Raw genomic sequence first — 25,292 nt, 5'->3', positions numbered from 1 at the left:
ACTAAGTTTGAAAATCCCCTAACTTATAGCTAGGGGATTTTTTCATTTTTCGTTTGGATGCGCCCAAAGCTTTGAGTTCGTTTAAATTTATCTAAAATCGATAGTCCTGAAGGCTAAGTGGGAAACATAATACTCAGTTGCTTAGGACTTTTGCTATTTCCAGGAGATGAGGGACAAGGAAGACAAGAGGACAAGGAGGATAAGGAAAACAAGAAAGTATTTTCTTCCCCTGCTTTCCCTGCTCCCCCTGCTCCATTACGCGGTGATACTACCAGAAAATAAAAACTGCATGGAACTGAAAAATCACTGGTTGGTTGCAAATAAAGTCGCTTTACCACGACTACTACAGTGGGTGAATCTCCGACCAGAGGAGAGCGAACGAACTCAGATAATGTTTATTTTTTATACAACTGTATCTGTAGGATTGCGGTGGGCAGAGGACAGTACGGTGGCGCTGTTTTTGGACGAATATGGGACTCACCTACTGCCGTGGATGTATATTGCCAGTGCTGTGATGAGTGCAGGACTGGTTTTTTTATACTCTTGGCTGCAAAAAATTTTTCCCTTACGCCGGGTGATTGTAGCGATCGCACCTTGCATGTTAATGCCATTAGTTTTATTAGTTGTATTACGTTGGGGAGCGCACTTTTCCTACCTAGTAGTAATTTCGGTATTTCTGCTGCGGCTGTGGGTAGATGCACTTTATGTGGTCAATGACCTCAACACCTCCATCGTCGCCAACCAAATATTTAACATTCGGGAGATTAAGCGGACTTACCCACTGGTGAGTAGTGGCCTTTTAGTAGCAGATGTAATCAGTGGCTTTAGTTTGCCTTGGCTAGTGCAATACGCCACGCTGAATAAGATCATTCTCATCGCCTGTGTAGTGATTTTATTCGGATCAGGGATTTTATTCTATTTAACTCATCACTATCGAGCAGCTTTTCCTGAAACCCCACAAAGACTAATTCCTGAAGACCAAGCCTCACGAGCGCGTTTCCTCAAAAGTCCGCTGAAGCGCTATGTCTGGCAGTTGTTTGCTTTTGTAGGTCTGTTGCAAGTTATTGGGTTGTTAATAGATTTTCAGTATCTGCGCGAACTCCAATCTAATTTGAACGACCGAGAACTTGCTAGCTTCTTGGGTCTTTTTGGTGGGATGTTGGGACTGTGTGAGTTGTTGTTGCAATGGTTTATTTCCAGCCGACTCATCGAACGGATGGGGGTATTTTTCACAGCCACGCTTTTACCAATTACTGTAGGCTTTTCATTACCAGGAGTGCTGATATTTCTGCATTTAATTCCAGCCATACAATCGCAAAGCTTTTTCTGGGGTTTGGTGATTGTCAAATTCTGCGATGAACTTCTGCGCTACACCTTTGTCATGAGTAGCGGCCCCATCCTGTACCAACCGATTCCAGAGGGAATTCGCAGCCGGATGCAGACTTTATCTGGCGGAACCGCCGAAGCGATCGCTACAGGTTTGACAGGAGCACTAATTTTTGTAACTCTATTGTTTTGTGGGCGGTTTGTACCCGTACCACTGCAAAAGTGGGTGTTGGTAGCAGAAACAATGCTGATAGCTGGCACCTGTTTAAAAGTAGTTTGGGAATTGCGATCGCGCTATGTTGAACTGTTAGTCTTGAGTGTGGCACGGGGTCACTTGAGTGCAACCAATATGGGCTTACGATTCTTTAAGCAGGAGGTAGTCAAAGCTTTAGCAGAAAAAGGCAGTGAATCTGATAAACGCTCTTGCATTGAACTTTTAGCGCAAATTGACTCTCAAGGATCTGCGGAAGTTTTAGCACCTTTACTAATCAAATTAACCCCAGATTTGCAGCGCCAAAGTTTGGAAGTGATGCTAGTGGCAGGTGCAAATCCTGCTTATCTATCCGCCATCCGTCCTTTGTTAGAACAATCCCAAGAAACTAACCCCGAAGTTTTTGCTCTAGCACTGCGCTATGTTTGGCTGGCTGAACAAAATCCCAATTTAAGCCTCCTAGAAGGATACCTGAACCCTCGCCAAAACTCACTCATCCGCGCCACTGCCGCCGCTTTAGTCTTACGCCAAGGAACGCCCATGCAAAAGGTAGCAGCCACCCAAACCATGCGCCGGATGTTGACTCATAAGCAAGAACGGGAACGGGTGAATGGAGTCAGAGCGCTTAGAGAAGCAGTTTATTTGCAGGCGCTGCGGATTCACATCCCGAATTTATTACAAGATGAGTCGTTACGAGTGCGCTGTGCCGTATTGGAAATGATTGCAGCAACGCATTTAGAAGAGTACTATTCGGCACTGATTGCAGCACTTTATTACAAATCAACCCGCATTACAGCAATGTCAGCCCTAGTGCGATTGGAGAATGAAGCTTTAGAAATGCTGTTGCGGTTGGCTACGAATATTTACAAACCGGAAGTAGTGCGGATGTACGCTTGGCGAACCATTGCTCAAGTCGGCACCCAGGAAGCATTAGAGATTTTATGGGAAAACTTGGAAACATCTTGGGGCACTACTAGGGATCATATTCTTCGCAGCTTACTAAAAATACATAAACAACCAGGAATTACAGGTTTAGTGGATCGGTTTTATGAAAGTCGGGTAGAAAATTTAATCAAGCAGGAATTAAAGTTTTTAGGTGAGATTTACGCCGCATACATAGACTTTAAAACATTATACGAAAAAGAAAATCATCAATCAAGCCAGAGGATTGTGATTGTCTCGGGATTACTACAACGCGCCCTTCTAGAATTGGAATTGGATGTCAAAGAGCGGGTGCTACTGCTACTAAAACTGCTTTACTCGCCAGAAAAGATGCAGGCAGCAGCATTCAATCTGCGATCGCTCTCAGTGGTAAACTTAGCGCGGGGGTTGGAAATCTTAGAGCATACCGTAACTTTGTCTTCAAAGTCTTTATTGCTGAATATTTTAGATAACCGACCACAGTCAGAAAAATTGCAACATCTTGTAGAAGCTAAGATTGCAGAATATGAAAATATGGTAGTTAGCGATCGCCTCCACAGATTGCTGATGTTGGGTAACTTCCTTTCTGACTGGTGTTTAGCTTGCTGTTTTCATTATGCTCAAGTGACACGCATCCGACTGACCAGTTCTGAGATATTAGTGAGTTTGCGTCATCCAACTGGCTTTGTCAGAGAAGCTGCGATCGCATACTTGCATCTGGTTTCACATCGCGTTCTACTCCAAATTCTACCCCAGTTACAAAAAGATCCACATCCTCTGGTGGCTGCTCAAGTTAAAGAGTTGCTCGAAAAATACCAGTTTAAAAATTACAATTGAAAAAAACTGAATATAGAGAAAATAACAAATGAAAATTAACTTATGCTCTTGCAGCATTTACATGATTGAAATTGAAGCAAGCTATTCATTAGAGGTTGTTTGAAAAGTCATAATTGATGTATCAAATATTTTTTACCCTACCCTAACCCTCCCCTTGTAAAGGGAAGCCACTGCGTTGTCTGATTTCGTTCAAATTCGTGGTGTCCAGATCCCCGACTTCTCTAATAAGTCGGGGATCTAACTTTTCACGAATAATTTAGGATTGCTATAGTAAAATAATTTTTATATTACCAAAGCTAATTCAAAAAGGCTACATCTCGCGACGCTAAGAGCATTCAGCACTCAGTAACCAGCAGTTTCTCAAGCTACATCTTCATTTCCTTGTTAGCCTATAGAGTGGAACAAGAAGTTACAGAGCATCAAGAACAGCCATGTACGTACTCATAGGTGGAGCAGGCTTAGTGGGGCTAAGTTTAGCGCAAAAACTGGTAGAACTAGGGCATACTGTTGCCGTAATTGACATTGATCCTATCGCTTGCCGCTATGCCCGTGAACAAGTGGGAGCAATGGCTTTTGAAGGCAGTGCTGTGAGTACAGAAGTATTGTTAGAAGCTGGGATTCGCAAAGCCGGCTCCTTGGCAGCTGTTCTAAGAAGTGATGCCTTAAACTTGGCAATGGTAACTCTTGCTAAACACTACGGTGTTCCCCACCTTTTAAGTCGGATGCGCCACTCCGATTTTGCTGAACCACTGCGGATAGCTGGAGCCAACCATATCATCAGTACTGTGGAACTAGCGGTTTCAACAATGGTGAATGCCATCGAGTATCCCCAAGTAGAATCAATGATGCATTTTGAGCAGGGACAGATTGAGGTTCTGAAACTTTCTATCCCAAACAATTGCTATGTTGCTGGTCGTAGCGTTGCCGAAATTGCTCAGGATTCCCAATTCCCTACTGGTTCGCTAATTATTGGCTATCAACCCCATCCCCATGAAGATTTGATGATTCCTAACGGCAGTACAATACTGGAACCTCATTCAACTGTGCTGATTGTGACTAAACCAGGATCTTTACATCAAGTCATTGATTTTATTGAACAAAAATGTTGAGCGCAGTCCTTACCTAAACTGTTTATTAGGGAACTCCAAAAATTAAATTATCCAAATTCTTGTATCCAATACAACTATCAGATTCATCTTCCCCTGCTCAATAACAGCTTTACAGCGATTAGATATTTTTTATTTTGAAGTCCCTTAAGTGGGGTTAGCTACACATGTATAAAAAATTAGTATAAATAAATTTTGATGAAGCTGTATCCACATATTTATTTAGCGATCGCTATTATTTTTCTTGCATCTTGTAAATCAACAAATATTCCACCCAAGTCACAACCCGATGCCACTCAAGCAACCCCATTGCAAAAAACCGTGACACTGGATAATAATTTTAAGATAGCAAGCGGTCAAACTGTTTATGTTCCTGTCTATTCTCATATCTATCATCACAATCGGCAGGAAATTTTCGAGTTAGCAGTTACGCTCAGTATTCGGAATACAGATTTGACCAATCCGATGATCATTACTTCCGTGCGCTACTATAACTCAGATGGGAAATTAGTTAAGCAGTATTTGGAGCGCCCTATTCAACTTGATGCGCTAGCTTCTACAGATTTTTTTATAAATAGAAATGACACCAGTGGAGGTTTAGGCGCAAACTTTATTGTAGAGTGGGTAGCCCAAACAGAAATATCCGAACCTATAGTGGAGGCAGTCATGATTGGTACTGACTTTCAACAAGGAATTTCTTTTATCAGTCCGGGTAGGGTAATTAAAGATCAAAATAACTATAAGCGATCGCCTTCAAAATAATTCATAATTCGTAATTAAGTTTCCTCGTTCCCATGCTCCGCACGGGAATGCATTATACGTCTTGCAAAAGTCGCTCAGGAAGATTTGATTTTGGGGAGACAAAGCCAGGGCTATTTCGTTCTATTTTTAGGGCAGTTTTGACGAATCTTTTTGGGAAAAACAAGAATTTAGCAACGAACCTACCCCTGAAAAATGCCCATTTTGTGGGAATTAACTCGTAAGCATAAAAACGTGACATTTTAGAATGAAATAGCCCTGAGACAAAGCTCGTAATTGTAGAGGGTAGCAATCAGATTAAACCTTAAACCAAATCTTTTTCGGCGATTTCTATAAGTAAGGGACAAAATTTTAAACACCTTCAGCCTGCGATTTACATGCTCACCTAAAATTCTAATTTTGGCTAATTCTTGATTACTCTTTTTATCTTCATAACTTAATTTACCGCCTCTGGTTTTTTTCGCACTATTTCTAGTATCTGCTTGAAAGTCTCTGAGCGTATACCACACAAGCGTTTAAAGTCTTCTGGCTAATGGTTCTTTACTTGTTCGTAGGTCATCAATGCTACCCAACTCTAAACTACTTCTCCCACACATCTAGGACTTTTGCAAGAGGTATATTGAACAATCGAATGAATGGAAAGTACTTAAAATAGAACCTCCCATTCCGTACCTAAAGTGATAGAAGAACACTAATCACGATTAAACAATCACAAAGTTGTTTTCAGTTAGCGTTACACTACCCAAAAGTTGTGCAAATTTTACCTGAGTAAATTCAGCTGCACTGCCATCTGCGTCAAAGTACAATGCACCCGTAATATTGTCATAGATAAATCGTTGATTACTTGTCGTTGCAGATGTTCCGATTGTAAACTGATTAGCGAAGAGTGAACCTATTGATAACCTTGCAGATGTTCCGATTGTAAACTTATTAGCTGCTAATGATAACTCCTCATCAAAACCAGCAGCCGATACCTGAATTAGGTCATTGGTAGCGTTGAAGTCATAAATAGTATCAACACTTCCATAATAACTATTGAAAACAAAGGTATCAGTACCAGTTCCTCCATAGAGACTATCATTACCCCGGCCACCTGTGAGGATATCATTACCATCATCCCCAGAGAGTAGATTATTGCCCGAATAGCTAGCACTCAAGCTATCATTACCTGCACCGCCAATAATTGTATCATTGCCAACATTACCATAGAGCGTATCGTTGCCATTGCTCCCCACAATGTTGTCATCGTACTCTGTACCTGAGATATTTAATCGTTCGATATTCTTGTAGCTAACCCCATCCGTGCCCGCCGTAATTGAGCCAATGTTAGTAATAGCATTGAATGTCGTTATGATTCCTCCAGTAGCATAGTTAAGATTGACGGAGTACAAATCGTCACCCTTACCCCCATCTATCGTATCATTGCCACTCCTACCACCATTGTAATTATCATTGTTTCCGGAGAGCGTATCGTTGCCATCGTTCCCCACAATGTTGTCATCGTACTGTGAACCTGAGATATTTAATCGTTCAATATTCTTATAGCTAACGCTATTCGTGCCCGCTGTAATTGAGCCAATGTTAGTAGTGGCATTGAATGTGGTTGTGATTCCTCTGCTAGCAAACCTATAATTGCCGGACAACACATCGTCACCCTTGCCCCCATCTATCGTATCATTGCCACTACCGCCTGTGGAGAGCGTATCGTTGCCATCGTTCCCCACAATAAAATCATTGTACTCTGTACCTGAAATATTTAATCGTTCGATATTCTTGTAGCTAACGCTATTCGTGCCCGCCGTAATTGAGCCAATGTTAGTAGTGGCATTGAATGTCGTTGTGATCCCCCCTGTATAATAATATGTGTAATCGACGGACAATAAATCGTCACCCTTACCCCCATCTATCGTATCTTTGCCACCATCGCCTGTGGAGAATGTATCGTTGCCATCGTTCCCCACAATAAAATCATCGAACTTTGTACCTGAGATATTTAATCGTTCTATATTCTTGTAGCTAACGCTATAACTGCCCGCCGTAATTGATGCAATGTTAGTAGTGGCATTGAATGTTGTTGTGATTCCTCTGGTAGGATTGCCAAAATTGACTCACAACACATCGTCACCCTTACCCCCATCTACTGTTTGTGTCAGTAAATCAGAATCAGAGGAGGCATAATATTTGGATAAGAAGCTTAGATAGAAGGAATCATCACCATCGCCCCCAGAGAGTAGGTTATCGCCTGTCGAACCGCTAGCATCCAAGGTATCATCACCAGCGCCACCGTTAAGGGTATTATTGCCAGACGAGCTATAGTCGTAGTAGAAGTCGCTAGCTTGATTCTGATCGTCGCCAGAGATGTTAAGAAAATCATTGCCATCGCCCCCAGAGAGCAGGTTATCGCCTCTTGAACCGCTAGCACCCAAGGTATCGTCACCAGCGCCACCGTTGAGGGTGTTATTGCCAGACGAGACAGAGTTGGTGGAGGAAAAGAAGTAGTATCCGCTACCTCCATACTCATAGCCAGAGATGTCAAGAGAATCATTGCCATCGCCTCCAGAAAGCAAGTTATCGCCCTTTGAACCCCTAGCACTCAAGGTATCGTTACCTGCACCACCATTGAGGGTATTATTGCCTAACAAGAAAAGGTCATATTTTTGTGGACCGTAGAAGGAGCCGGAGTCATACTGGTAGCCAGAGGCAAAGAGAAAATCATTGCCATCGCCCCCAGAGAGCAAATTATCGCCTAGTAAAAAGTCAACATTCAAGGTATCGTTACCAGCACCACCGTTGAGAGTATTATTGCCCGGACCACCCCTCAAAAGGTCGTTACCACTCTTGCCGTCAATGATGTCATCACCTCCCTGACCATTGATGACATCATCTGAGTTGTCAAAGCCGTTAACATTATTGGAGAGGTCGTTAAGAAAGGTAACAGTGTTCTTTTTGAAGATAGTGCTTTGAGTGGAGTTGGCATTGAAAACATCAAAGCTGTCTGTGATGGTAGTTTGTCCATCAAACAAAATATTGCCCAAGTCTACAGTGGCTCCTGTAGATTTGCTCAAGTTTTCCAGGTTTTCCAGGGCAAAGTTTTCCAGGATGAGTTTGCTAGGACTAAACACCTCAGAAAAGCTGATTTCCAGATTGTTGTCATTTTGGGTCAACAGCAGATTTTTGGCAGTTAAGCCTGCACCTTGAAATGTTAGGGTGTCTACTTCGGCAATGACTGCTGCTGTCGGGTTTGTTCCTTTACCTACGCCACCGAAATCAGTGATATTATTATTGTTGATGAAGGAGTCGTAAACAAATTTAAATTTATCTTTGCCACCGCTACCTGTGAAGATATCCTTGCCATCGCCATCTGTGAGGATATCATCGCCATTACCACCGTTGAGGGTATTATTACCAAAGGCGCCAGAGGCAAAAAGAGAATCATTGCCATCGCTCCCAAAGAGCAGGTTATCGGCTGGGGAATTGCTAGCATTTAAGGTATCGTCACCTACACCACCGTTGAGGGTGTTTTTGTCACGTTGTTCCTGGAAGTAGTCCTCCGCTTCGGGAGGGGAGTTAGAGACAGAGAGAGAATCATTGCCATCGCCCCCATTCAGTAGCTTATCGCCTGATGAATCGCTAGCACTTAAGGTATCGTCACCAGCACTACCAATGAGAGTATCATTACCGTTGGTTCCAATTATATTTGCCATAATTTTTACCTACCTAAATCGTTTTTTTCAGTAACTTCAGTTTTCAAGTTGATATTTGTGCGGTTTTCAGGCACAAAAATTCGCCGAAATTTGATTAACTTAGTGCCATTCCCCCATGCCCGATGTCCAATACTTCTCTTCTTAGGTTGCGCCCTAAGCGTAGCTATGCCGCAGGCTTTACGACTCCGCTCAGTACAAGTGCCCAACAAATTAATCATCTTCTAGTTTCAACAATTGTTCATCAAGAGTTTGTATCCGCCCGCGCACAATTTCTTCTGAGAGAATTCGCTTCCGCATTGCCTCATTGAGTGCTCCTTTTTCTGCCAGCAGTAAACGGCGGCGAATGGCATCAAGTTTACTGCTGTTGCCACTTTTGCCTTCCAACTTATCAGGGCGACGATTATAAAGTTCCCGCAGTGTCTTTTCTGCACCAGCAATTCGCACCTGATAAGCTGAACGCATCTCTTCATAAACGGCTTTTGGTAACACCCCTGATTTCAACAGGCTATCTAATTCATCCTGTGCTGCCTTACCTGTCATCAACTGGGCTTGTAATTCTTCAACCTGTTGTTGAACTTCTGAAAATTTAGATAATTTTAAGCGTTTTACCACCCAAGGCAAACTTAAACCCTGTGCGACTAATGACACCAGCACACTGCCGAAGACTATAGCAATCAGGACTTCTCGCCCTGGTAATGTAGTGGGTAAGCTCAGTGCCAGAGCCATTGAGAGTGAACCTTTGATGTTGCCTAAAAAGAGTAAATGTTGCCAGCGCAACGGAATTGGGCGGTCAAACCAACGAACCGCTGCTAGTAGAGGATAGACCGTAAGAACTCGCCCGACTTGATAAGCCAAAACTGCAAGTAGAATTGCAGGTAAAGTTTTCCAGAGTGTTACCAGGTCTATTTCTACACCAATCAATAGAAAAATAAAGGTATTGACAGTAAAACTGGCATATTCCCAGAAACTCAACAAGGTAATGCGACTAGAAGCAGAAGTATTCCCAGAAAGGCCTAAATTCCCGAAAATTAATCCAGCTACAACAACGGCGACAGCACCTGATACATCTAGAAATTCTCCAGCCTGGAAAGTGCCTAATGCAACTGCTACCGTCAGTAATAGACTGCTAAGGGGATCATCCAAACGGGCGAATACAGGTATGCTCAAGTAGCCTAAGACTAACCCCACAAGGCAGCCTCCTAGAGAGATAAATAGGAATTGTTGGATTCCCTGTAGTAAGGTGAGTGAACCTGTCGAATATACTTGCAAAACCAGGTTGAACGTAACTAGGGCAGCAGCATCGTTAAATAAAGTTTCTCCTTCAACGATGGTGGAAAGCCGGGAGGGTACCGGTATTTCCTTAAAGATAGCAATCATTGAAACTGTATCAGTGTTTGCCAGCATTACTCCTACAAATAAGGCAGGTATCCAGCTCAGTCCCAGTCCAAATTTCAATAGGACGGCAATAATAGCGCTGGAAAGCACAGCCCCTGGCCCAGCTAGTAGGGCAATTGGTTTAAAGGTGCTGCGTAGGCGACTGACATCTGTATTAATACCAGCTTCAAACAGGAGAATTGGCAGGAAAAGATTCAAAACAAGGGTTGGATTTAAACCAATCGGACGAGACAATAGCTCAGTGATGGGCAAACCTGCTAATACTAAACCCACAACATAAGGGATTCGCAACCGCCGGGATAGCAAAGCTACACCTGTAGCAACGAGCAAGAGAATAATTGAAACTTTGACTAATTCAGTAACATCCACTATTACGTTTTGGAAAGTTATTTGGACTTGACTGATAGATTTTCTCCTCATTTATGCCAAATTAGCAACTTTAACGTGTAAGTTCAGAACTGAACAGGCCAGTACCTCGCTACCGCTAAAAGTGTACCCACTGCTATAGCAATTACCCCCTTGCGTAACCCACTCAGATTTCACACACTCATTCAAGAATCTATCCCACTAATACAAGAATGTGGTAATCTATCTATTTATCGAAATAGAAGGTATATGACTATATGGCTGGACGAGCGACCGTATATATATAACTATAGCAATCCTAAATAAAATACAAACTAATGGTACATTTATACAAAAATGAAGTTCCTTACCAATCAATAAGAATTTGATTTTCCTAAACTCTATCAGGCTCAACACTGTTCGGATCTCAAATAGGATTGCTATATGATACAAATAAATTTCATTTTGAACTAACAATGTTAAACCAAAAAATTATCAAAAATACTTCGATATTCCCTTTTTATTCTCCTTGGTTTATTATCATTATTTTTTCTGTTCTTGGTTTAATAGGTATTCTCAACCATTCGATGTGGCGAGATGAACTAAATCCCTGGCTGATTGTTAGAGATAGTGAATCTTTCGGCGATTTAATTACAAATATTCGTTATGAAGGTCATCCTGTTCTCTGGTATTTTTCTCTGGCAATTCTCAGAAAAATAGTAGATGATCCTATTATTATACAAATTTTCCATTGGGCAATTACAGTTGTTTCAGTTGCTATTTTTTGCCTATATAGCCCTTTTAATTATCAACAAAAATTTCTGTTTTCCTTTGGTTTTTTTCCTTTTTATGAATATCTTTTAATTTCTCGAAATTATGCCTTTAGTATGTTGTTCATTTTTGCCTTCTGTACGATTTTTTCATCCCGAAAAAGAACTTATGCTTATTTGGCAATTTTATTGGGTTTATTAGCAAATAGTAATGTTTATGGTTTATTTGGATCATTTTCCTTATCATTGACTTTGCTAGCTGAATTTTGTTTTGATAGCAAACATCGCCAGCAGTATTTTAGTCAAAGCCAAAAATACGACTCATTTTTAAGTATTATAATTATCATATTTTCTTTTATTTTATCCATTTATATTATTACTCCTCCGACAGATAGTTATCTTCATGGTGGGTTAAACAATAATTGGCTAATGCAATTAGATATCCGTCATTTGTTGAAAAGCATAGGTAGAATATTTGCGAGTTATTTATTAATTATTCCTGCACAAAAAAAATGGCTGGATTTAATTGTTTGTGCAGCAATTGCTTTATTTATTGTAATTTTAACCTTGATGAAATTATCTAAAAAGCCAGTTAGCCTCTTTTTCTACATTATAGGGACTTGTGTAATATTTGCGTTTACATACTTGAGATTTACAGGGATGCCTCGGCATTTTGGACATTTTTATTTAGTTATGATAGCTGCTTTATGGCTGGGAAGTTATTATCAAGAGTCTACTGTTTTACTCAAGAATTTTTCTGTTCGTCCAAATTTAATTACATTTGTTCAAAAATGGCATTATATCGTTTTGATGCTAATTCTTTGTGTCCAGTTTGGGGGAGGTATTTACAGTTTTTCAAGAGATTTAGTTGTACCATTTTCTGCTAGTCGGGAAACAGCTCAATATATTCAAAAAGCTGGGTTAGATAATGAGTTTATTGTTGCTAGTCGAGATGCAAATATGGCTCCTTTAGCGGGTTATCTCAATCGAAAGTTTTACTATCCTGAGCTTCAAAAAATGGGAAGCTTTACCCTATTTAAAAAAGGTCGTCAAGATGTCGAGCAAGCTGAGATATTAAGTCAAATTAATTCTCTACTTATAAATAAAGATGAGCAAAAGAAAATTTTGCTGATTTTAAATAAAAAACTGAATGTCAACCGTAATGATTTGAAGATTGTTCCGATCAAAGATTTTCAGAGAGGCTGGGTGGATAATGAACGATATTATCTTTATTGGGTAGATGAAGCATAAAGTACCAAGTAGAGCGATGCCTACGGCGGCAAGCTACGCACTTCTGCCCGCTTGTTTTCCCCAACAGGGATATAGTTATAGCTAAATTAGCACTCTTTAATCACTTTAGGCAGAAATTAACAATTCAAAATTCCAAATTCACGCATTGTACTCCTACAAAGAAGCAAGCTACGCACAGCGTCTCGTACAGGACGGGAGCAAACAATAGCCAAAAAGAAAGATTTTCAGGTAGGGGCAATTCATGAATTGCCTCTACAGCGTATCTGCATCAGAGCGTCCTGTTAATTGATTAATCCCCCTGTGGATGCTCATCCCACAAGGTTGTCAGTTCCCGTAAACTTTGATGATTGCCATTACCCAAAATTAGATGATCTAGCAGCGGAATGCCCAAAACCTGTGCCCCTGCTAACAACTGGCGCGTCAATTCTATATCTTCTTGGCTGGGTTCAAGGTTTCCAGAAGGATGGTTGTGGGCAACTATTACCCGCGTTGCTCCTTGGCGAATAACTTCACGAAAAATATCACGGGGAGAGGCTAGGGTTTCGGTTGCGGTGCCAATGGTAATTACTTGCGTACCCAGTAAACGATTCTTGACATCTAACAGCACCACTGCAAAACGTTCTTTTGTTTGCCACATCAAATCTTGACTGAGGGTAGCAGCAGCAGCAAGTGGGCTATCAATTAATGTGCCATCATTGGGTCGAGATTGAAAGGCGCGTTTGCCCAATTCAATTGCTGCTAAGATACTTGTCGCCTTAGCTGGGCCAACACCAGAAATTTGCATCAACTCAGCGGGGGTAACTTCTCGCAGAACTACCAAAGGATCACGTTGGTGTTTGCCTAATTCGCTCAAGATATATTGTCCCAAACCCACAGCAGATAATTTTCCCGACCCTTGACCGGTGCCTAGAAGAATTGCAATTAACTCCGCTGTGGCTAAAATTTTGGCACCATGCGTCATTAGACGCTCACGCGGACGCTCATTTGTAGGTAAGTCGGCAATTCTGAGGCAATAGGTCATAGGAAACTAAGAGAATACTCACCCTAGATGGAACTATCCTTAGTTATCCCTTGTTTGCGATCGGAATTATCCTTAACTAGAGAAAATCTTTAATCTTGGGAAATTTTATCTATTTCTGCACATCATGTTTTCGGAGGAATAAAAGTCAATTTTTTAACGAACCGCCTTCTCTACGAGAGGCTTTTGCCAACGCGCAGCGTCTGGCAGAGAAGGCGCAGAGAAGCCAGTGCGCCCTTGCGGTTCCCCGACTTGTTCGCTCTTAACGTTCCCGTAGGGTAGCAACTGGCGCGACGCAGAGAGAAGAAAGAAATGCTTAACTAAGCTGTATTGCGTCAGGGGTTGCTTCGCCGCAATCCAAACATCGACATCATTCGAGTCCAAGATGTAAATTTATCGGGTAAGGATGATCCGACTATATTAGAGTGGGCAGCCCAAGAAGATAAAAGTTTTCCTCACACATGATGTCTCTAAAATTACCTGTTATGCTTACAAACAGATAGCAAAAGGTTAACGGATGCCAGGTGAAAGAGAGGTTACAATGACCGCTGATGATAGAGCCTATGAATTAAACATCCTGAAAAAAGTAATCAACACTTATTTAGATAAAACTATACCAGTTACAGAAGAGGGTTTAAATTCTCTAGTGTCCAAACACGATGAGACAGTCTGGAAGATAGCTACAAAAATTTATAGCGAGAGCGGACATAAGGTTGAATTTTCTCTAGTTCGTGATATTGTTAACTTCCTGTAGCTTGCACTGTTGGAGAACTCTTGGACTACATTCATAAGCAAATCTCTACCTGAAGATTAGCCGTTAGCAAAGTGCGTAGTTTACCGCCTTAGGCATCGCATGATTCTCACGCCAAAGTTTAACTAAGCTGCAATTGGTGCTAGCTTTAATAAAAGAAGTTCTTTTCCTAAGTCATTTTTCAGTTGATGGAACTACATTACTCCCTATTTCTTACTCTCCACTTCCTATCCCAGTTATTGGTACATTTGTGTTGCTTTGAGCATGTGGTAGGTAATGATTAACTGAGTAAGAGCGAGGGGATAACTCTGGAGTGTTTCCTCAGTTGTACCAGCAATTTTACCCAGTTCTGGATTACTTTCGCGATCGCAAATACTTCGTAAATGGGGCATATCAGAACAAATAATATGCTCTAGCTTATTCACCTGTTCTAAGGTTGCATGACCATCAACTTCTAAGACATCCACAGGCTTACTCATATCCCTGTCTAGCCCCAAGCGGATTGCTGAGTCAGAATTACCATAGGTAGAGTTGATAATCGGCGTAAAATCTGGGTGGGGAATTGTCGGACGTAATACCAAACGCACATTTAAATGTCCATTGGTTTCATCATCTTCGCCGACGGGTGGGTAGAAACTGATTACTATATCAGACCATTGTCGCTGCGGACGGATAAAATCTGCTGAATCTGGTTCGCGTTTTTCTAATTCTGCTAATACCTGTTCATCTGTGTAGCCGCGCTTTTGCGTATCCCGTTTGACTTTCCACTTAGCGCGTAGTTCTTCAGGTGGTGCAAGGTAAACTTTCACGTCGTAAGAATCACGGGCAGCACGGGTAGAATAACCGAGTAATCCCTCAATAATCACGAATTTATTGGGCTTGATATACTGCGGTGGCTCGAATGTGCCGGTTTTATGGCTGTAAACTGGTTTAAGAATTGGCTGTCCTGTGCGTAGCAACGACAAGTGTTGCTGCATTATATCTAAGTGGTTGCAGTCGGGGTGGAGAGCCGTGATGCCAATCTCTGCACGTTGTTGGCGATCGTAACGGTGATAATCATCTGTGCAAATAAGCGTAACATTTTCTGGGCCGAGTACCTGAGCGATTCCTCGCGTTAGTGTTGTTTTTCCAGCAGCACTGTCGCCTACAATACCAAGAATTATTGGACGGCTCATCATACCTCTCAGAATAAAAACAAGTTTAGTAATAAAATTTCCCTACAATAGTTTTTATTCTAAAAGGGTTTAGGCAAGTAACTCAAGTAAAGGCTTGGTATGCAATATCTCTACATATAGCTGTTGAGTTTCAGAATAAACATCCGAATTTTGTGGTATTTCACCCTGGCGATCAAAATAGGTCAGGTTGAAGTAGCAAACCTGACCTCACATTATCTTTCACAGGACTTACGCAAAATTATGAAAAAACGAACCGCAAAGGACGCAAAGGACACAAAGGAATGGAGTTTTAAAGGATTCTTGCGTAAGTCCTATTTCACTGAGCGGCATCGAGATTAAACTAGAGCGTACACTTTAGCTTCCCACGGGAAAATACCTTCTCTGCCTACCCATTCAGATGGAACTATCCGCTCTTGAGTAATTTCCTGCCACTGCTTGCCAACTGGGGTTACAGGCCAATTTGGAACTCTGTACTCAGAACCAACAGGAGTGCCGTAGTCAGAGAAATTTGCCACTACAACTACTAATTGATCGGCTTTATTACCACGCTGCCAGACTATAACTCGTTTACCATCATTAAAGTCAACATGAATAAATTCAGTATCATTCACAGCTAAAGCATCGGAAGTCTTACGCAAGCGAATCAACCTCGCAACGTATTGGAAAATACGTTGCCGCCAATCGTCTTTGACACGGCTATAGTTAACAGGGTCAATCTGCTTATAATCATCTGTTGGAACCAAATCCTGCTGATCGGCAAATTCGTCTCCGGCAAGGATCATCGGAATTCCTACAGCGGTCAGCAGGGAGACAAATGCTAGCTTAATTCGCGGTTCAGTATGATCAATTCCATTACTAACCAGGTAGCTGAAGAAACGCTCGTTACCATAACCGCCAACATCATGGGAAGTTATATAGTTTATCGCCTGAGAACCATCTGTAAAACCTAAGTTTCGGCAATCAATTAGTTTGCGGATACTCGACTCAAAGCTGGGTTCATCCCAGGCATTCTTACCTAAAATCACCTGTCGGATGATTTGCTTGAACTTTTCATTCCAAAGTCCATCCAGACGATTTTGGTGGATGAGAGATAGGGGTACACTCAACTCTTCGCCAACTACGAGGAAGCGATCGCCGGTTCCACCTCTTTTGTCCCAAAGGGTGCGGGCAAAATCTTTGAATTCCTGCAAAAAGTCATAGCTGGCAATATTGTTGACGCTATCCAACCGCAGACCATCAACCCGATAGTATTCTAACCAGTGGGCAATATGAGCTTTTAAGTATTCACGGGCTGGGACAAGCCATGACTTTTGCCCAGTAATCGGGTTATAGCCCTCTACTTTATAGTTGTACTTAAATAAATCGCCACCAAAGCCATCTCTTGACCCTTGTTCTGGATCACCACTAGCCCATTTGATGTAAAATTCCAAAAAATTAACGTTATGGTAAGGATTATTCCGCGAGAATGCCATCACCACATCCACAAAAAAGCGTAACCCTTGCTGATGGCAGACTTTGATCAGATTAGCTAAATCAGTCGAAGCAGTAGGTGCTGACTGGCTATCTGGACTTCCTAAGTCAAAATCCGCTGCAAAATAATTTGCTGTACCATAGCCCCAATTGAGATTATCATCACTGTCTTCTGGTGGCAGAAGTTCTAGGGCATTGATTCCCAGTTCCACAAGATGAGCGCGGTTATTCAAGGCGCTGAGTAGGGGAAAAGTAGGAGCGATCGCTTCTGGGATCAACAGTGCCAGTACGTCACGAAATGTACCAATTCCTTCTTCAATCAATCCATTTGAGTTAATCTTTGTCCAGCGGGTTGGTAATTCGTAAATCACCAGTTGATTATTGGTTGGCAGCGTCTCTAAAGGAGCATCCCCTTCCCAATTTACAGTTTGCCCTTCGGGATCACAGGGAATCAGCGTCTGATTTTGATAAAGCACGACGCTTGCCGGATCGAAGCTAGCAATACCTCCCAATTCTGACGGCGTTGGTGCACGTAAGCGTCGATCCACAGTCGTTGCTGTTGGATCTGTGCAGTAGAGAATTTGGTTAATATTGGCAGAGTCGTAGGGGTCTGAGTTGCGGACTTTAAACCAGTAAAAGTAGACCTGTCCTTCAGTTAAACCAGATTCTTGAGCCGAAACTTCCCACAATTCTGGAAATTCTGTTGATTGACGAAGCGGAATTTCTCTGAATTGAGCTAATCTGTCTGGGCTTTCGAGAGCAGTGTTGCCAATGTAGAGAGTGGGAGCTAGTTCTGAAGCACCAGGACGCCACAAGACAAAATGAGTTTTTTTGCGGCTCAATAAATCGATGGGCATTACAAAAACCTCTGGGTGAGCAAAGTTCAGTTATGAAGTTCTTACACAACAGCCGAGTCTTATTCCAGACGATAGCAGGACTTACGCAAAAATAACGTAATTTCGTCATTACGAGCGATAGCGTACTCCTAGGTCGAAGCAAGCTACGTACAGCGTCTCGTAGAGAAGTAATCCCCGCTGACGTATTAACAATGCAACCGATGCATTAACAATGCAAACCGATACATTAATAATGCAAGCTGACGTATTAACAATGCAGCCGATGCATTAACAATGCAAATCGACGCATTAACAATGCAAAGTGACGCATTGGCATTGCCGAGTATTGCCTTTGATTAATTCGCTACGAATTAATGAAATGCTGTATTAAGTGTAGTGTTGAGTTGGCGATCACTAACCAAATCACAAGTGTGATTATTACAGCAGATTGCAACTTCTCTTCTTAGGCTACACCAAGGTAAGGTACAGATCATCGTAGGGAACATGGCTGTACCCCTACCCGTGTACTTCATTTACCTGCAATACGCTGTAGGTTCAATCCCGAAATGAAGCAAGAAATCAATATTGGTAAGCGCAACAATCAAACGGCAGTTGCTACAACTTTTGGAGAAATACGCAATGCGCTACCTCAACTTTGTGCAGATTCCCTACTCGCTGTTGAGGTTGAAACTGCAAGCGCTGTGTAAACGTTATGGATTGCAGGAACGCACGTTATGACAACTCAAACATTAGGACTTGAACAAAACCTCTATGACTATTTACTATCAATCTCTCTCCGAGAACCAGAGATTTTGACCCAACTGAGACAGGAAACAGCCCAGTATCCAATCGGGAGAATGCAGATTGCTCCCGAACAGGGGCAGTTTCTGGCGTTACTGGTGCAGTTGCTGGGAGCTAAGAAAACTTTGGAAATTGGGGTATTTACAGGTTATAGTGCCTTGGTGGTGGCATTGGCGTTACCGAGTGACGGTCAAGTGGTAGCCTGTGATGTCAGCGAGGAATTTACAACGATCGCTCGGCGCTATTGGCAGCAAGCAGGAGTGGCGGATAAAATTCAACTGCACATTGCCCCAGCTTTGGAAACTTTGGATCGGCTACTGGCAACAAATGAAGCAGAAACCTTTGATTTTGCCTTCATCGATGCAGATAAGAGCAATTATGATCGCTATTATGAGCGATCACTGCAATTAGTACGACGGGGAGGACTGATTGCGATCGATAATGTCCTCTGGTCAGGCAGGGTTGCCGACCCCCAAGTGCAAGATAATAGAACTAAAAGAATTCGTGCCTTTAATCAAAAGCTGCATCAAGACCAGCGAGTTAGTCTTAGTTTAATAGCGATCGCAGATGGCTTGACTCTAGCACTGAAGAAGTAATGTCTTTGAATCCCCATTTATCCATTTGTTATGAATGCAGAAGCGGCCGTAGTGTCGCTTTTACAAAAAATAGTGGTTCCATAAGTTACTTTCATCTGTGACCCTTGGGAAGAAGACCATTTGTAGCGGCTGGCTTTTCCCACCAAAATCCACTTTTGCTACTTTGAAGTGTCACATTAAAATTTTCTTTGTTTGAAGATTAATCATGGCGTAAAATATTGTACTCGTAGACATTTTTTTCTTTTTTTAAGTATTTGTTCGGTAGTATATTATTACTAGACCAAAGTGGATAAATGCATCTACTAATTGTTTAACCTTTAATATCCGTGGAAGATATTCTGCAAGCAGTAGAAAGAATTATGCAAGACAAGCCTCTTGCTTCCATTCAGTGGTTTGTGCTCTCTCAATCGTGGTTGGGCAAAACTTACGGTGAAATGGCACAGGCATCAGGCTACCGCGATAATTACATCAAAGAAGTTGGCTCTCAGTTGTGGCAAGACCTTTCCGTTGCACTTGGAAAAAGAGTAACGAAAAAAAATCTGCATTTAGCCTTGAAAAAACACCTGCAAGACAAGATAGGTGATCAAGAGAATCAAAGACAACAAAAATTCGGCGAAGAATCTAGCTTAAAAATGGTTTCTCCAGGCTTTTTTTTAGCAAGCAAGATAGAATTTCCTAGCGGACCTGTACCACTGGATTCGCCTCTTTACATCAATCGCCCTCCCCTGGAAGAACTTGTTTGTAGCGAGATTTTGCACCCTGGTTGCTTAATCCGGATCAAAGCACCTAAAAAGATGGGAAAAAGTTCACTGCTCAACCGGATGATTGCTTATGCTAGAGAGCAAGGTTATCAAATTGTCTATTTGGACTTTCAAGAAGCTGACCAAGACGTTTTTGTTTCCCTTGATAAATTTTTGCGTTGGTTTTGTGTCAATGTCAGCAGGCAGTTAAATCTCCTTCCCTCTCTAAATGATTTTTGGGATATGGAAATGGGCAGCAAGGTAAGCTGCAAAATCTATTTTGAAGCGTATCTGCTGCAATACATTGATCATAATCCTGTAGTTTTAGCTTTTAATGAAGTCCATCGAGTTTTTGAACATCCCAATATTGCCCAAGACTTTCTGCCAATGCTGCGATGTTGGCATGAACTAGGAAAGCAGAATCAAATCTGGCAAAAACTGCGGATGGTGGTGGTTCATACAACAGAAATTTATATTCCACTCAACCTCAACCAATCGCCTTTCAATGTAGGGATAACAATTACGCTGCCACCATTTACTCTCAATCAGGTACAGAATTTAGCATTACGTTACGGACTAGATTGTGCAGCAGACTCCGAAGGGGCAAAACGCCTTGCACCCCTACAAACAATGGTAGGAGGACATCCCTATTTGGTGAGCCTTGCGCTTTATCATCTATGTCAGAAGGAAATAACATTAGAGGTGTTACTAGAAACCGCATCGACACCAGTGGGAATTTACAGTCAGCATTTACGAGAACTGTTGACCCTACTCCAAAAAGAACCAGAATTAATGTCAGCTATGCAACAGGTAATTGTAACAGATGAAAAAGTGGAGCTAGACGCGATCGCTGCTTACAAGCTAGAAAGCATGGGTTTGGTTAAACTAAACGGCAATCAAGCTCACGCTATGTGTGAGTTATATCGCCTTTATTTTAGCCAACAGCTTGTCAAGCACTAAGGTTACTAATGGTTCTAATATTTTATCAAGCAAATAATGAAGGGTTTGTAATAAGCACGAAGAGTGCTTAGAAAATAAGAACTAAAGTCCTTACTACAAACTTGCTTACCATCAATTTAAACTTGACAGACTATTAGTCAATTGTTGGAAAAATAATAAAAATACTCGATATGAGCAGAATTTTTTCAACTGGCCCATCCAAAGTTATTGATTTAGATATAGAAATAATTTAAAATAAATCAAATGAAGAATTATCGATACCAAGTTGGTGGTACACTCACCAGTGACGCTCCTAGCTATGTTAAGCGCAAAGCAGATGTGGAACTTTACGAAGCTTTGAAGCAGGGTGAATTTTGCTACATCCTGAGCAGTAGGCAAATGGGCAAATCCTCACTCATGGTACAAACAAAGCACCGCTTACAACAAGAGGGCTTTAAATGTGCCACCGTTGATATGACTAATATTGGTTGTGAAAATATAACTCCAGAGCAGTGGTATAAAGGAGTTGTAGGCGACCTATGGTTAGGTTTTAAACTGTTAGAAAAAGTCAATTTAAAACCCTGGTGGCAAGAACAAAATGATATTTCTTTGGTTCAGAAACTCAGTCGGTTTATTTCAGAAATTCTCTTAGCTCAGTTTCCTAATGAAAGACTATTTATTTTTATTGATGAAATTGATAGTATTCTCAACCTCGATTTCTCTGTTGATGACTTTTTTAGCTTGATTCGGTTCTGTTATAACCAACGAGCAATTGATCCAGAGTATTATCGAATTACATTTGCAATTTTCGGTGTTGCGACACCTTCAGAGTTAATTCTATATCGAAATCATACGACCCCGTTTAATTTTGGTAAAGCTATACAAGTAAATGGTTTCACATTTGAAGAAGCTCAACCATTATCTTTGGGACTGGATATTAAAGACAATCATCCTCAGAAAGTTTTGAAAGAAGTATTAGCTTGGACAGAAGGGCAACCATTTCTTACTCAAAAGCTGTGTCGGCTACTTGTAAATTTATCTGAAGATGATCTGGGTAAAAAGCTAAAAATTCCCCCTGGCACTGAAGAATTTTGGATAGAAAATGTGGTGCGATCGCACATGATCGAAAAATGGGAATCACAAGATGAACCGGAGCATCTCAGGACAATTCGCGATCGCATTCTTAGAAACGAACAAATTGCCGCCAGATTGCTAGGAATTTATCAACAGATTCTCCAAGGAGTGAAAGTATCAGCCGACGATAGTCGAGAACAGGTAGAACTGTTGCTGTCTGGTTTGGTGATCAAAAAGCAAGGCTTTCTCCAAATCAAAAACCAAATTTATCAAGAAATTTTCAATTTAGAATGGGTTGAAAAAAAATTAGCTTACTTGCGCCCTTACTATGAAAGCTTCAATGCATGGGAAGCCTCAAACCAAAAGGATGAATCTCGCCTATTGCGCGGACAAGCCTTGATTGATGCTCAAACTTGGGCAAATGGCAAAAGCTTAAACAACTTAGATTATCAATTTTTAGCTGCTAGTGAAGAATTAGATCGGCGAGAAATGCAACAAGCATTAGAGGCCGAACGTGCTAAAGAAGTCGAAGCACGACTTGCAGAACAACAAAAAAGGTTGGCTCAACAGAGAATATCTTCCAGAATAGTAACATTTTTGCTCTTGGGCATGACAATTAAGTTGGTGATTTCTCTAATCTGGGGAATGTCGCTTTTACGAAAGATTAATGCTTTAGAATCACAGATAAAATGTACCCAGATAGAGCATCAGGGCAAAGTAAGAACTGCAAATTCTCGGTTAGGTGGATGCCATCTGTAAAATGTTAAGATAAAGTGCTTTTTGTCCATCAGTTAAAATACTCAAAATAGTCTTAATATGCATTTTTTCAGTATTTTCTCACGAATGATTCCGGATTGCTATATTGACCAAGTATTAGCAGCTGATGCTGAGGATGTAGTTTAGGCGATCGCAGGATTTTGGGAAGTGCGTAGGCGTAGCCCTTCGTAGACATCGCTCATATATGATGGTTGATGAGCGTGCGAGCGCTGTAGAGAAAGCATGGTCTGACCAAAGCTGTTGATGATGTGAGTTAAAATCCTGATATCTTCAATAACTACCCCCGCAGAACGCCCTCGAAAAAGCGATCGCTATGCTTCAGTACCCCAATCTCGAACAAGCGCTGAAATATCACTTCGGTTACGACAGATTCCGCCCCGGACAACGGCAAATTATCGAAGATGCGCTGCAAAATCGAGATTTATTAGTTGTCATGCCTACGGGTGGGGGAAAATCTTTGTGCTTTCAGTTACCTGCATTGATTAAAAAAGGTTTAACGGTGGTGGTGTCGCCATTAATCGCTTTGATGCAAGACCAAGTGGAAGGATTGCGAAATAATAACATTGCTGCCACATTTTTGAATAGTAGTCTGAATCCCTATAAAGTGCGATCGCGGGAAGAAGCCATCCTCAGCGGTAAAGTTAGATTACTTTACGTCGCCCCAGAACGTCTGTTGAGTGAAAGATTTCTCCCGTTTCTCGATTTAGTCAAGGAAAAAATTGGGATTGCGGCTTTTGCGATTGACGAAGCCCACTGCGTCTCTGAGTGGGGACACGACTTCCGCCCAGAATACCGCCAATTGAAATCTCTGCGGAAACGTTATCCTGATGTTCCTACCCTTGCCCTCACCGCCACAGCAACCGATCGCGTCCGTGCTGATATCATTCAACAATTAGGGCTAAAGCAACCCAGTATCCATGTTGCTAGCTTTAACCGCCAAAATCTTTACTACGAAGTTCGTTCTAAAACCAAGTCTGCTTACGCTGAATTATTAGAACTCGTCCGGGAAAATGAAGGTTCGGCAATTATTTATTGCTTAACGCGTAAAAAAGTTGATGAACTCACCTTTAAACTGCAAAACGATAAAATTTCTGCTTTGTCTTATCATGCCGGATTAACTGATGAAGAACGCAGCAGCAATCAAACTCGATTTATTCGGGATGATGTGCGCGTCATGGTGGCAACGATTGCCTTTGGTATGGGAATTAATAAGCCAGATGTGCGGTTAGTAATTCACTTTGATTTACCCCGTAATTTGGAAAGTTATTATCAAGAATCAGGTAGGGCGGGAAGGGATAGTGAACCCTCACGTTGTACACTTTTTTTCAGTTTCAGTGATATTAAAACTATTGAATGGAGTATTAACCAAAAAACTGACCCCCAAGAACAGTTAATTGCTAAACAACAACTACGTCAGGTAATTGACTATGCTGAAGGTACTGTCTGTCGGCGGACAATTCAATTAGGTTATTTTGGGGAACGTTTTGGTGGGAATTGTGGTAACTGCGATAATTGCCGTCATCCCAAACCAATGCAAGACTGGACAATTGAAGCCATGAAGTTTTTATCTTGTGTGGCACGTTGTAAAGAAAGATTTGGGATGCTGCATATTATTGATGTGTTGCGGGGGGCAAAAAACCAGAAAATTACCCAAAATGAACACGATAAACTTTCTACCTATGGTATTGGTAAAGATAAGAGTGTAGATGAATGGCGGATGCTGGGGCGATCGCTTTTACATCAAGGGTTGCTAGAACAGACTAGCGATGGTTACTCAGTTTTGAAACTTAACGCCTTCAGTTGGCAAGTGATGCGGCGACAGCATATTGTTTCCCTTGCTGTTCCCGTAGCACAGAAAATTACTTGGGAAGAAGGGAGTGAAAAAGCTGCCCAAGCAGAGATATTAATGCAGAGATTGCGATCGCTCCGTAAACAACTTGCTGATGAACAGTCTGTTCCACCTTACGTTGTCTTTCAGGATTCTACCCTGAAATTGATGGTACAGCTACAACCTACAACAATAACCGAATTTGGTAAACTTTCGGGCGTAGGCAGTCACAAACTTTCCCAATATGGCGATAAATTCCTCGCAGAAATTCGTGCTTACCGCCAAGAAAAAGGTTTGGTAGATCCACCACAGGTTAATTTTACACCCTCTCTTGGCTTACCTTCCGATACAGAAATATTCACATTACAGTTACATAAACAAGGTTTGAGTGTTACTGAAATTGCCCAAAAACGCAACATTCGCCCCACGACAATTATTCGTCATCTGGCAGATTTAATTGAGAAAAATCAGCCTGTAGATTTAAATCAGTTAGTATCTCTTGAACATCAACAAAAAATTTGGCAAGTTTTAGAAGTGCTTGGTGATATCTCTTTAACACCAATTCGAGAACAACTAGGCGAAAGTTACAGTTTTGATGAAATTCGCTTAGTACGGGGTAAGTGGCGGCGTGAAAATCGTAAGTAATAATTCAATTTTAGAGG

General features: G+C 41.5%; 19 protein-coding genes. 10 read left to right on the top strand and 9 right to left on the bottom strand.

Annotation, left to right across the window (positions count from 1 at the left end; genetic code table 11):
- Window positions 1-289 precede the first annotated feature (289 nt).
- The 3 genes from V7L29_RS02195 (at window position 290) to V7L29_RS02185 (ending at window position 5,163) form a co-directional block, all read left to right on the top strand.
- On the top strand, window positions 290-3,295 hold the full coding sequence (locus tag V7L29_RS02195) for an MFS transporter (protein ID WP_334734384.1): 3,006 nt from the start codon (window positions 290-292) through the stop codon (window positions 3,293-3,295).
- A 431-nt stretch (window positions 3,296-3,726) separates the two neighbouring features.
- Window positions 3,727-4,404 carry a potassium channel family protein gene (locus tag V7L29_RS02190; RefSeq protein ID WP_334692311.1) on the top strand — a complete coding sequence of 226 codons (678 nt, stop codon included), beginning with the start codon at window positions 3,727-3,729 and terminating at the stop codon, window positions 4,402-4,404.
- Window positions 4,405-4,599: 195 nt separating this feature from the next.
- Entirely contained in the window at window positions 4,600-5,163 is a 564-nt protein-coding gene (locus V7L29_RS02185) for a DUF3124 domain-containing protein (RefSeq protein ID WP_334734383.1), read from the top strand.
- A 239-nt stretch (window positions 5,164-5,402) separates the two neighbouring features.
- Here V7L29_RS02185 and V7L29_RS02180 read toward each other — a convergent pair whose 3' ends face one another.
- The 5 genes from V7L29_RS02180 to V7L29_RS02160 form a co-directional block, all read right to left on the bottom strand.
- Entirely contained in the window at window positions 5,403-5,669 is a 267-nt protein-coding gene (locus tag V7L29_RS02180) for a transposase family protein (RefSeq protein ID WP_334692312.1), read from the bottom strand.
- A 192-nt stretch (window positions 5,670-5,861) separates the two neighbouring features.
- A complete protein-coding gene (locus V7L29_RS02175) occupies window positions 5,862-7,151 on the bottom strand; it encodes a calcium-binding protein (RefSeq protein WP_334734480.1) in 1,290 nt (429 codons plus the stop codon).
- Between the two features lie 117 nt (window positions 7,152-7,268).
- Window positions 7,269-8,864, bottom strand: a complete 1,596-nt coding sequence (locus tag V7L29_RS02170; RefSeq protein WP_334734382.1) for a calcium-binding protein — start codon at window positions 8,862-8,864, stop codon at window positions 7,269-7,271.
- Between the two features lie 5 nt (window positions 8,865-8,869).
- A complete protein-coding gene (locus V7L29_RS02165; protein ID WP_334734381.1) occupies window positions 8,870-9,082 on the bottom strand; it encodes a hypothetical protein in 213 nt (70 codons plus the stop codon).
- Window positions 9,075-10,628, bottom strand: coding sequence for a cation:proton antiporter (locus V7L29_RS02160; RefSeq protein ID WP_334692321.1), 1,554 nt, complete (start codon window positions 10,626-10,628; stop codon window positions 9,075-9,077). Before V7L29_RS02160 ends, V7L29_RS02165 begins: the two co-directional genes overlap by 8 nt.
- A gap of 452 nt (window positions 10,629-11,080) precedes the next feature.
- Here V7L29_RS02160 and V7L29_RS02155 point away from each other — a divergent pair, with 452 nt between their 5' ends.
- On the top strand, window positions 11,081-12,625 hold the full coding sequence (locus V7L29_RS02155; protein WP_334734380.1) for a hypothetical protein: 1,545 nt from the start codon (window positions 11,081-11,083) through the stop codon (window positions 12,623-12,625).
- 289 nt (window positions 12,626-12,914) lie between these two features.
- Here V7L29_RS02155 and radC read toward each other — a convergent pair whose 3' ends face one another.
- Window positions 12,915-13,646, bottom strand: coding sequence for a RadC family protein (radC, locus tag V7L29_RS02150; RefSeq protein ID WP_334734379.1), 732 nt, complete (start codon window positions 13,644-13,646; stop codon window positions 12,915-12,917).
- Window positions 13,647-13,799: 153 nt separating this feature from the next.
- Window positions 13,800-14,027 (bottom strand): hypothetical protein, encoded by a 228-nt coding sequence (locus V7L29_RS02145; RefSeq protein ID WP_334734378.1) that lies wholly within the window; start codon window positions 14,025-14,027, stop codon window positions 13,800-13,802.
- 157 nt (window positions 14,028-14,184) lie between these two features.
- Here V7L29_RS02145 and V7L29_RS02140 point away from each other — a divergent pair, with 157 nt between their 5' ends.
- Window positions 14,185-14,397 (top strand): hypothetical protein, encoded by a 213-nt coding sequence (locus V7L29_RS02140; protein WP_334734377.1) that lies wholly within the window; start codon window positions 14,185-14,187, stop codon window positions 14,395-14,397.
- A 233-nt stretch (window positions 14,398-14,630) separates the two neighbouring features.
- Here the strand turns inward: V7L29_RS02140 and V7L29_RS02135 are convergent, their stop codons facing one another.
- Window positions 14,631-15,569, bottom strand: coding sequence for a phosphoribulokinase (locus tag V7L29_RS02135; RefSeq protein WP_334734479.1), 939 nt, complete (start codon window positions 15,567-15,569; stop codon window positions 14,631-14,633).
- Window positions 15,570-15,904: 335 nt separating this feature from the next.
- Window positions 15,905-17,896: an alpha-amylase family glycosyl hydrolase gene (locus tag V7L29_RS02130; RefSeq protein WP_334734376.1), complete on the bottom strand. Its 1,992-nt coding sequence runs from the start codon at window positions 17,894-17,896 to the stop codon at window positions 15,905-15,907.
- 545 nt (window positions 17,897-18,441) lie between these two features.
- Here V7L29_RS02130 and V7L29_RS02125 point away from each other — a divergent pair.
- The 5 genes from V7L29_RS02125 to recQ all read left to right on the top strand — a co-directional run bounded on the left by V7L29_RS02125 (window position 18,442) and on the right by recQ (window position 25,275).
- A complete protein-coding gene (locus tag V7L29_RS02125) occupies window positions 18,442-18,582 on the top strand; it encodes a hypothetical protein (protein ID WP_334734375.1) in 141 nt (46 codons plus the stop codon).
- Window positions 18,583-18,609: 27 nt separating this feature from the next.
- Window positions 18,610-19,272 carry a class I SAM-dependent methyltransferase gene (locus V7L29_RS02120; protein ID WP_334688752.1) on the top strand — a complete coding sequence of 221 codons (663 nt, stop codon included), beginning with the start codon at window positions 18,610-18,612 and terminating at the stop codon, window positions 19,270-19,272.
- A gap of 359 nt (window positions 19,273-19,631) precedes the next feature.
- The gene (locus V7L29_RS02115) at window positions 19,632-20,972 is read left to right on the top strand and encodes an AAA-like domain-containing protein (RefSeq protein WP_334688753.1); all 1,341 of its coding nucleotides are present in this window, start codon (window positions 19,632-19,634) and stop codon (window positions 20,970-20,972) included.
- Between the two features lie 243 nt (window positions 20,973-21,215).
- Entirely contained in the window at window positions 21,216-22,784 is a 1,569-nt protein-coding gene (locus V7L29_RS02110) for an AAA-like domain-containing protein (protein ID WP_334688754.1), read from the top strand.
- A 331-nt stretch (window positions 22,785-23,115) separates the two neighbouring features.
- The gene (gene recQ / locus V7L29_RS02105) at window positions 23,116-25,275 is read left to right on the top strand and encodes a DNA helicase RecQ (protein WP_334734374.1); all 2,160 of its coding nucleotides are present in this window, start codon (window positions 23,116-23,118) and stop codon (window positions 25,273-25,275) included.
- The last annotated feature ends 17 nt before the right edge of the window (window positions 25,276-25,292 follow it).

The organism is Nostoc sp. (assembly GCF_036916575.1).
GTDB lineage: Bacteria > Cyanobacteriota > Cyanobacteriia > Cyanobacteriales > Nostocaceae > Nostoc.
This window is presented reverse-complemented; position numbering and strand designations above follow the sequence as displayed.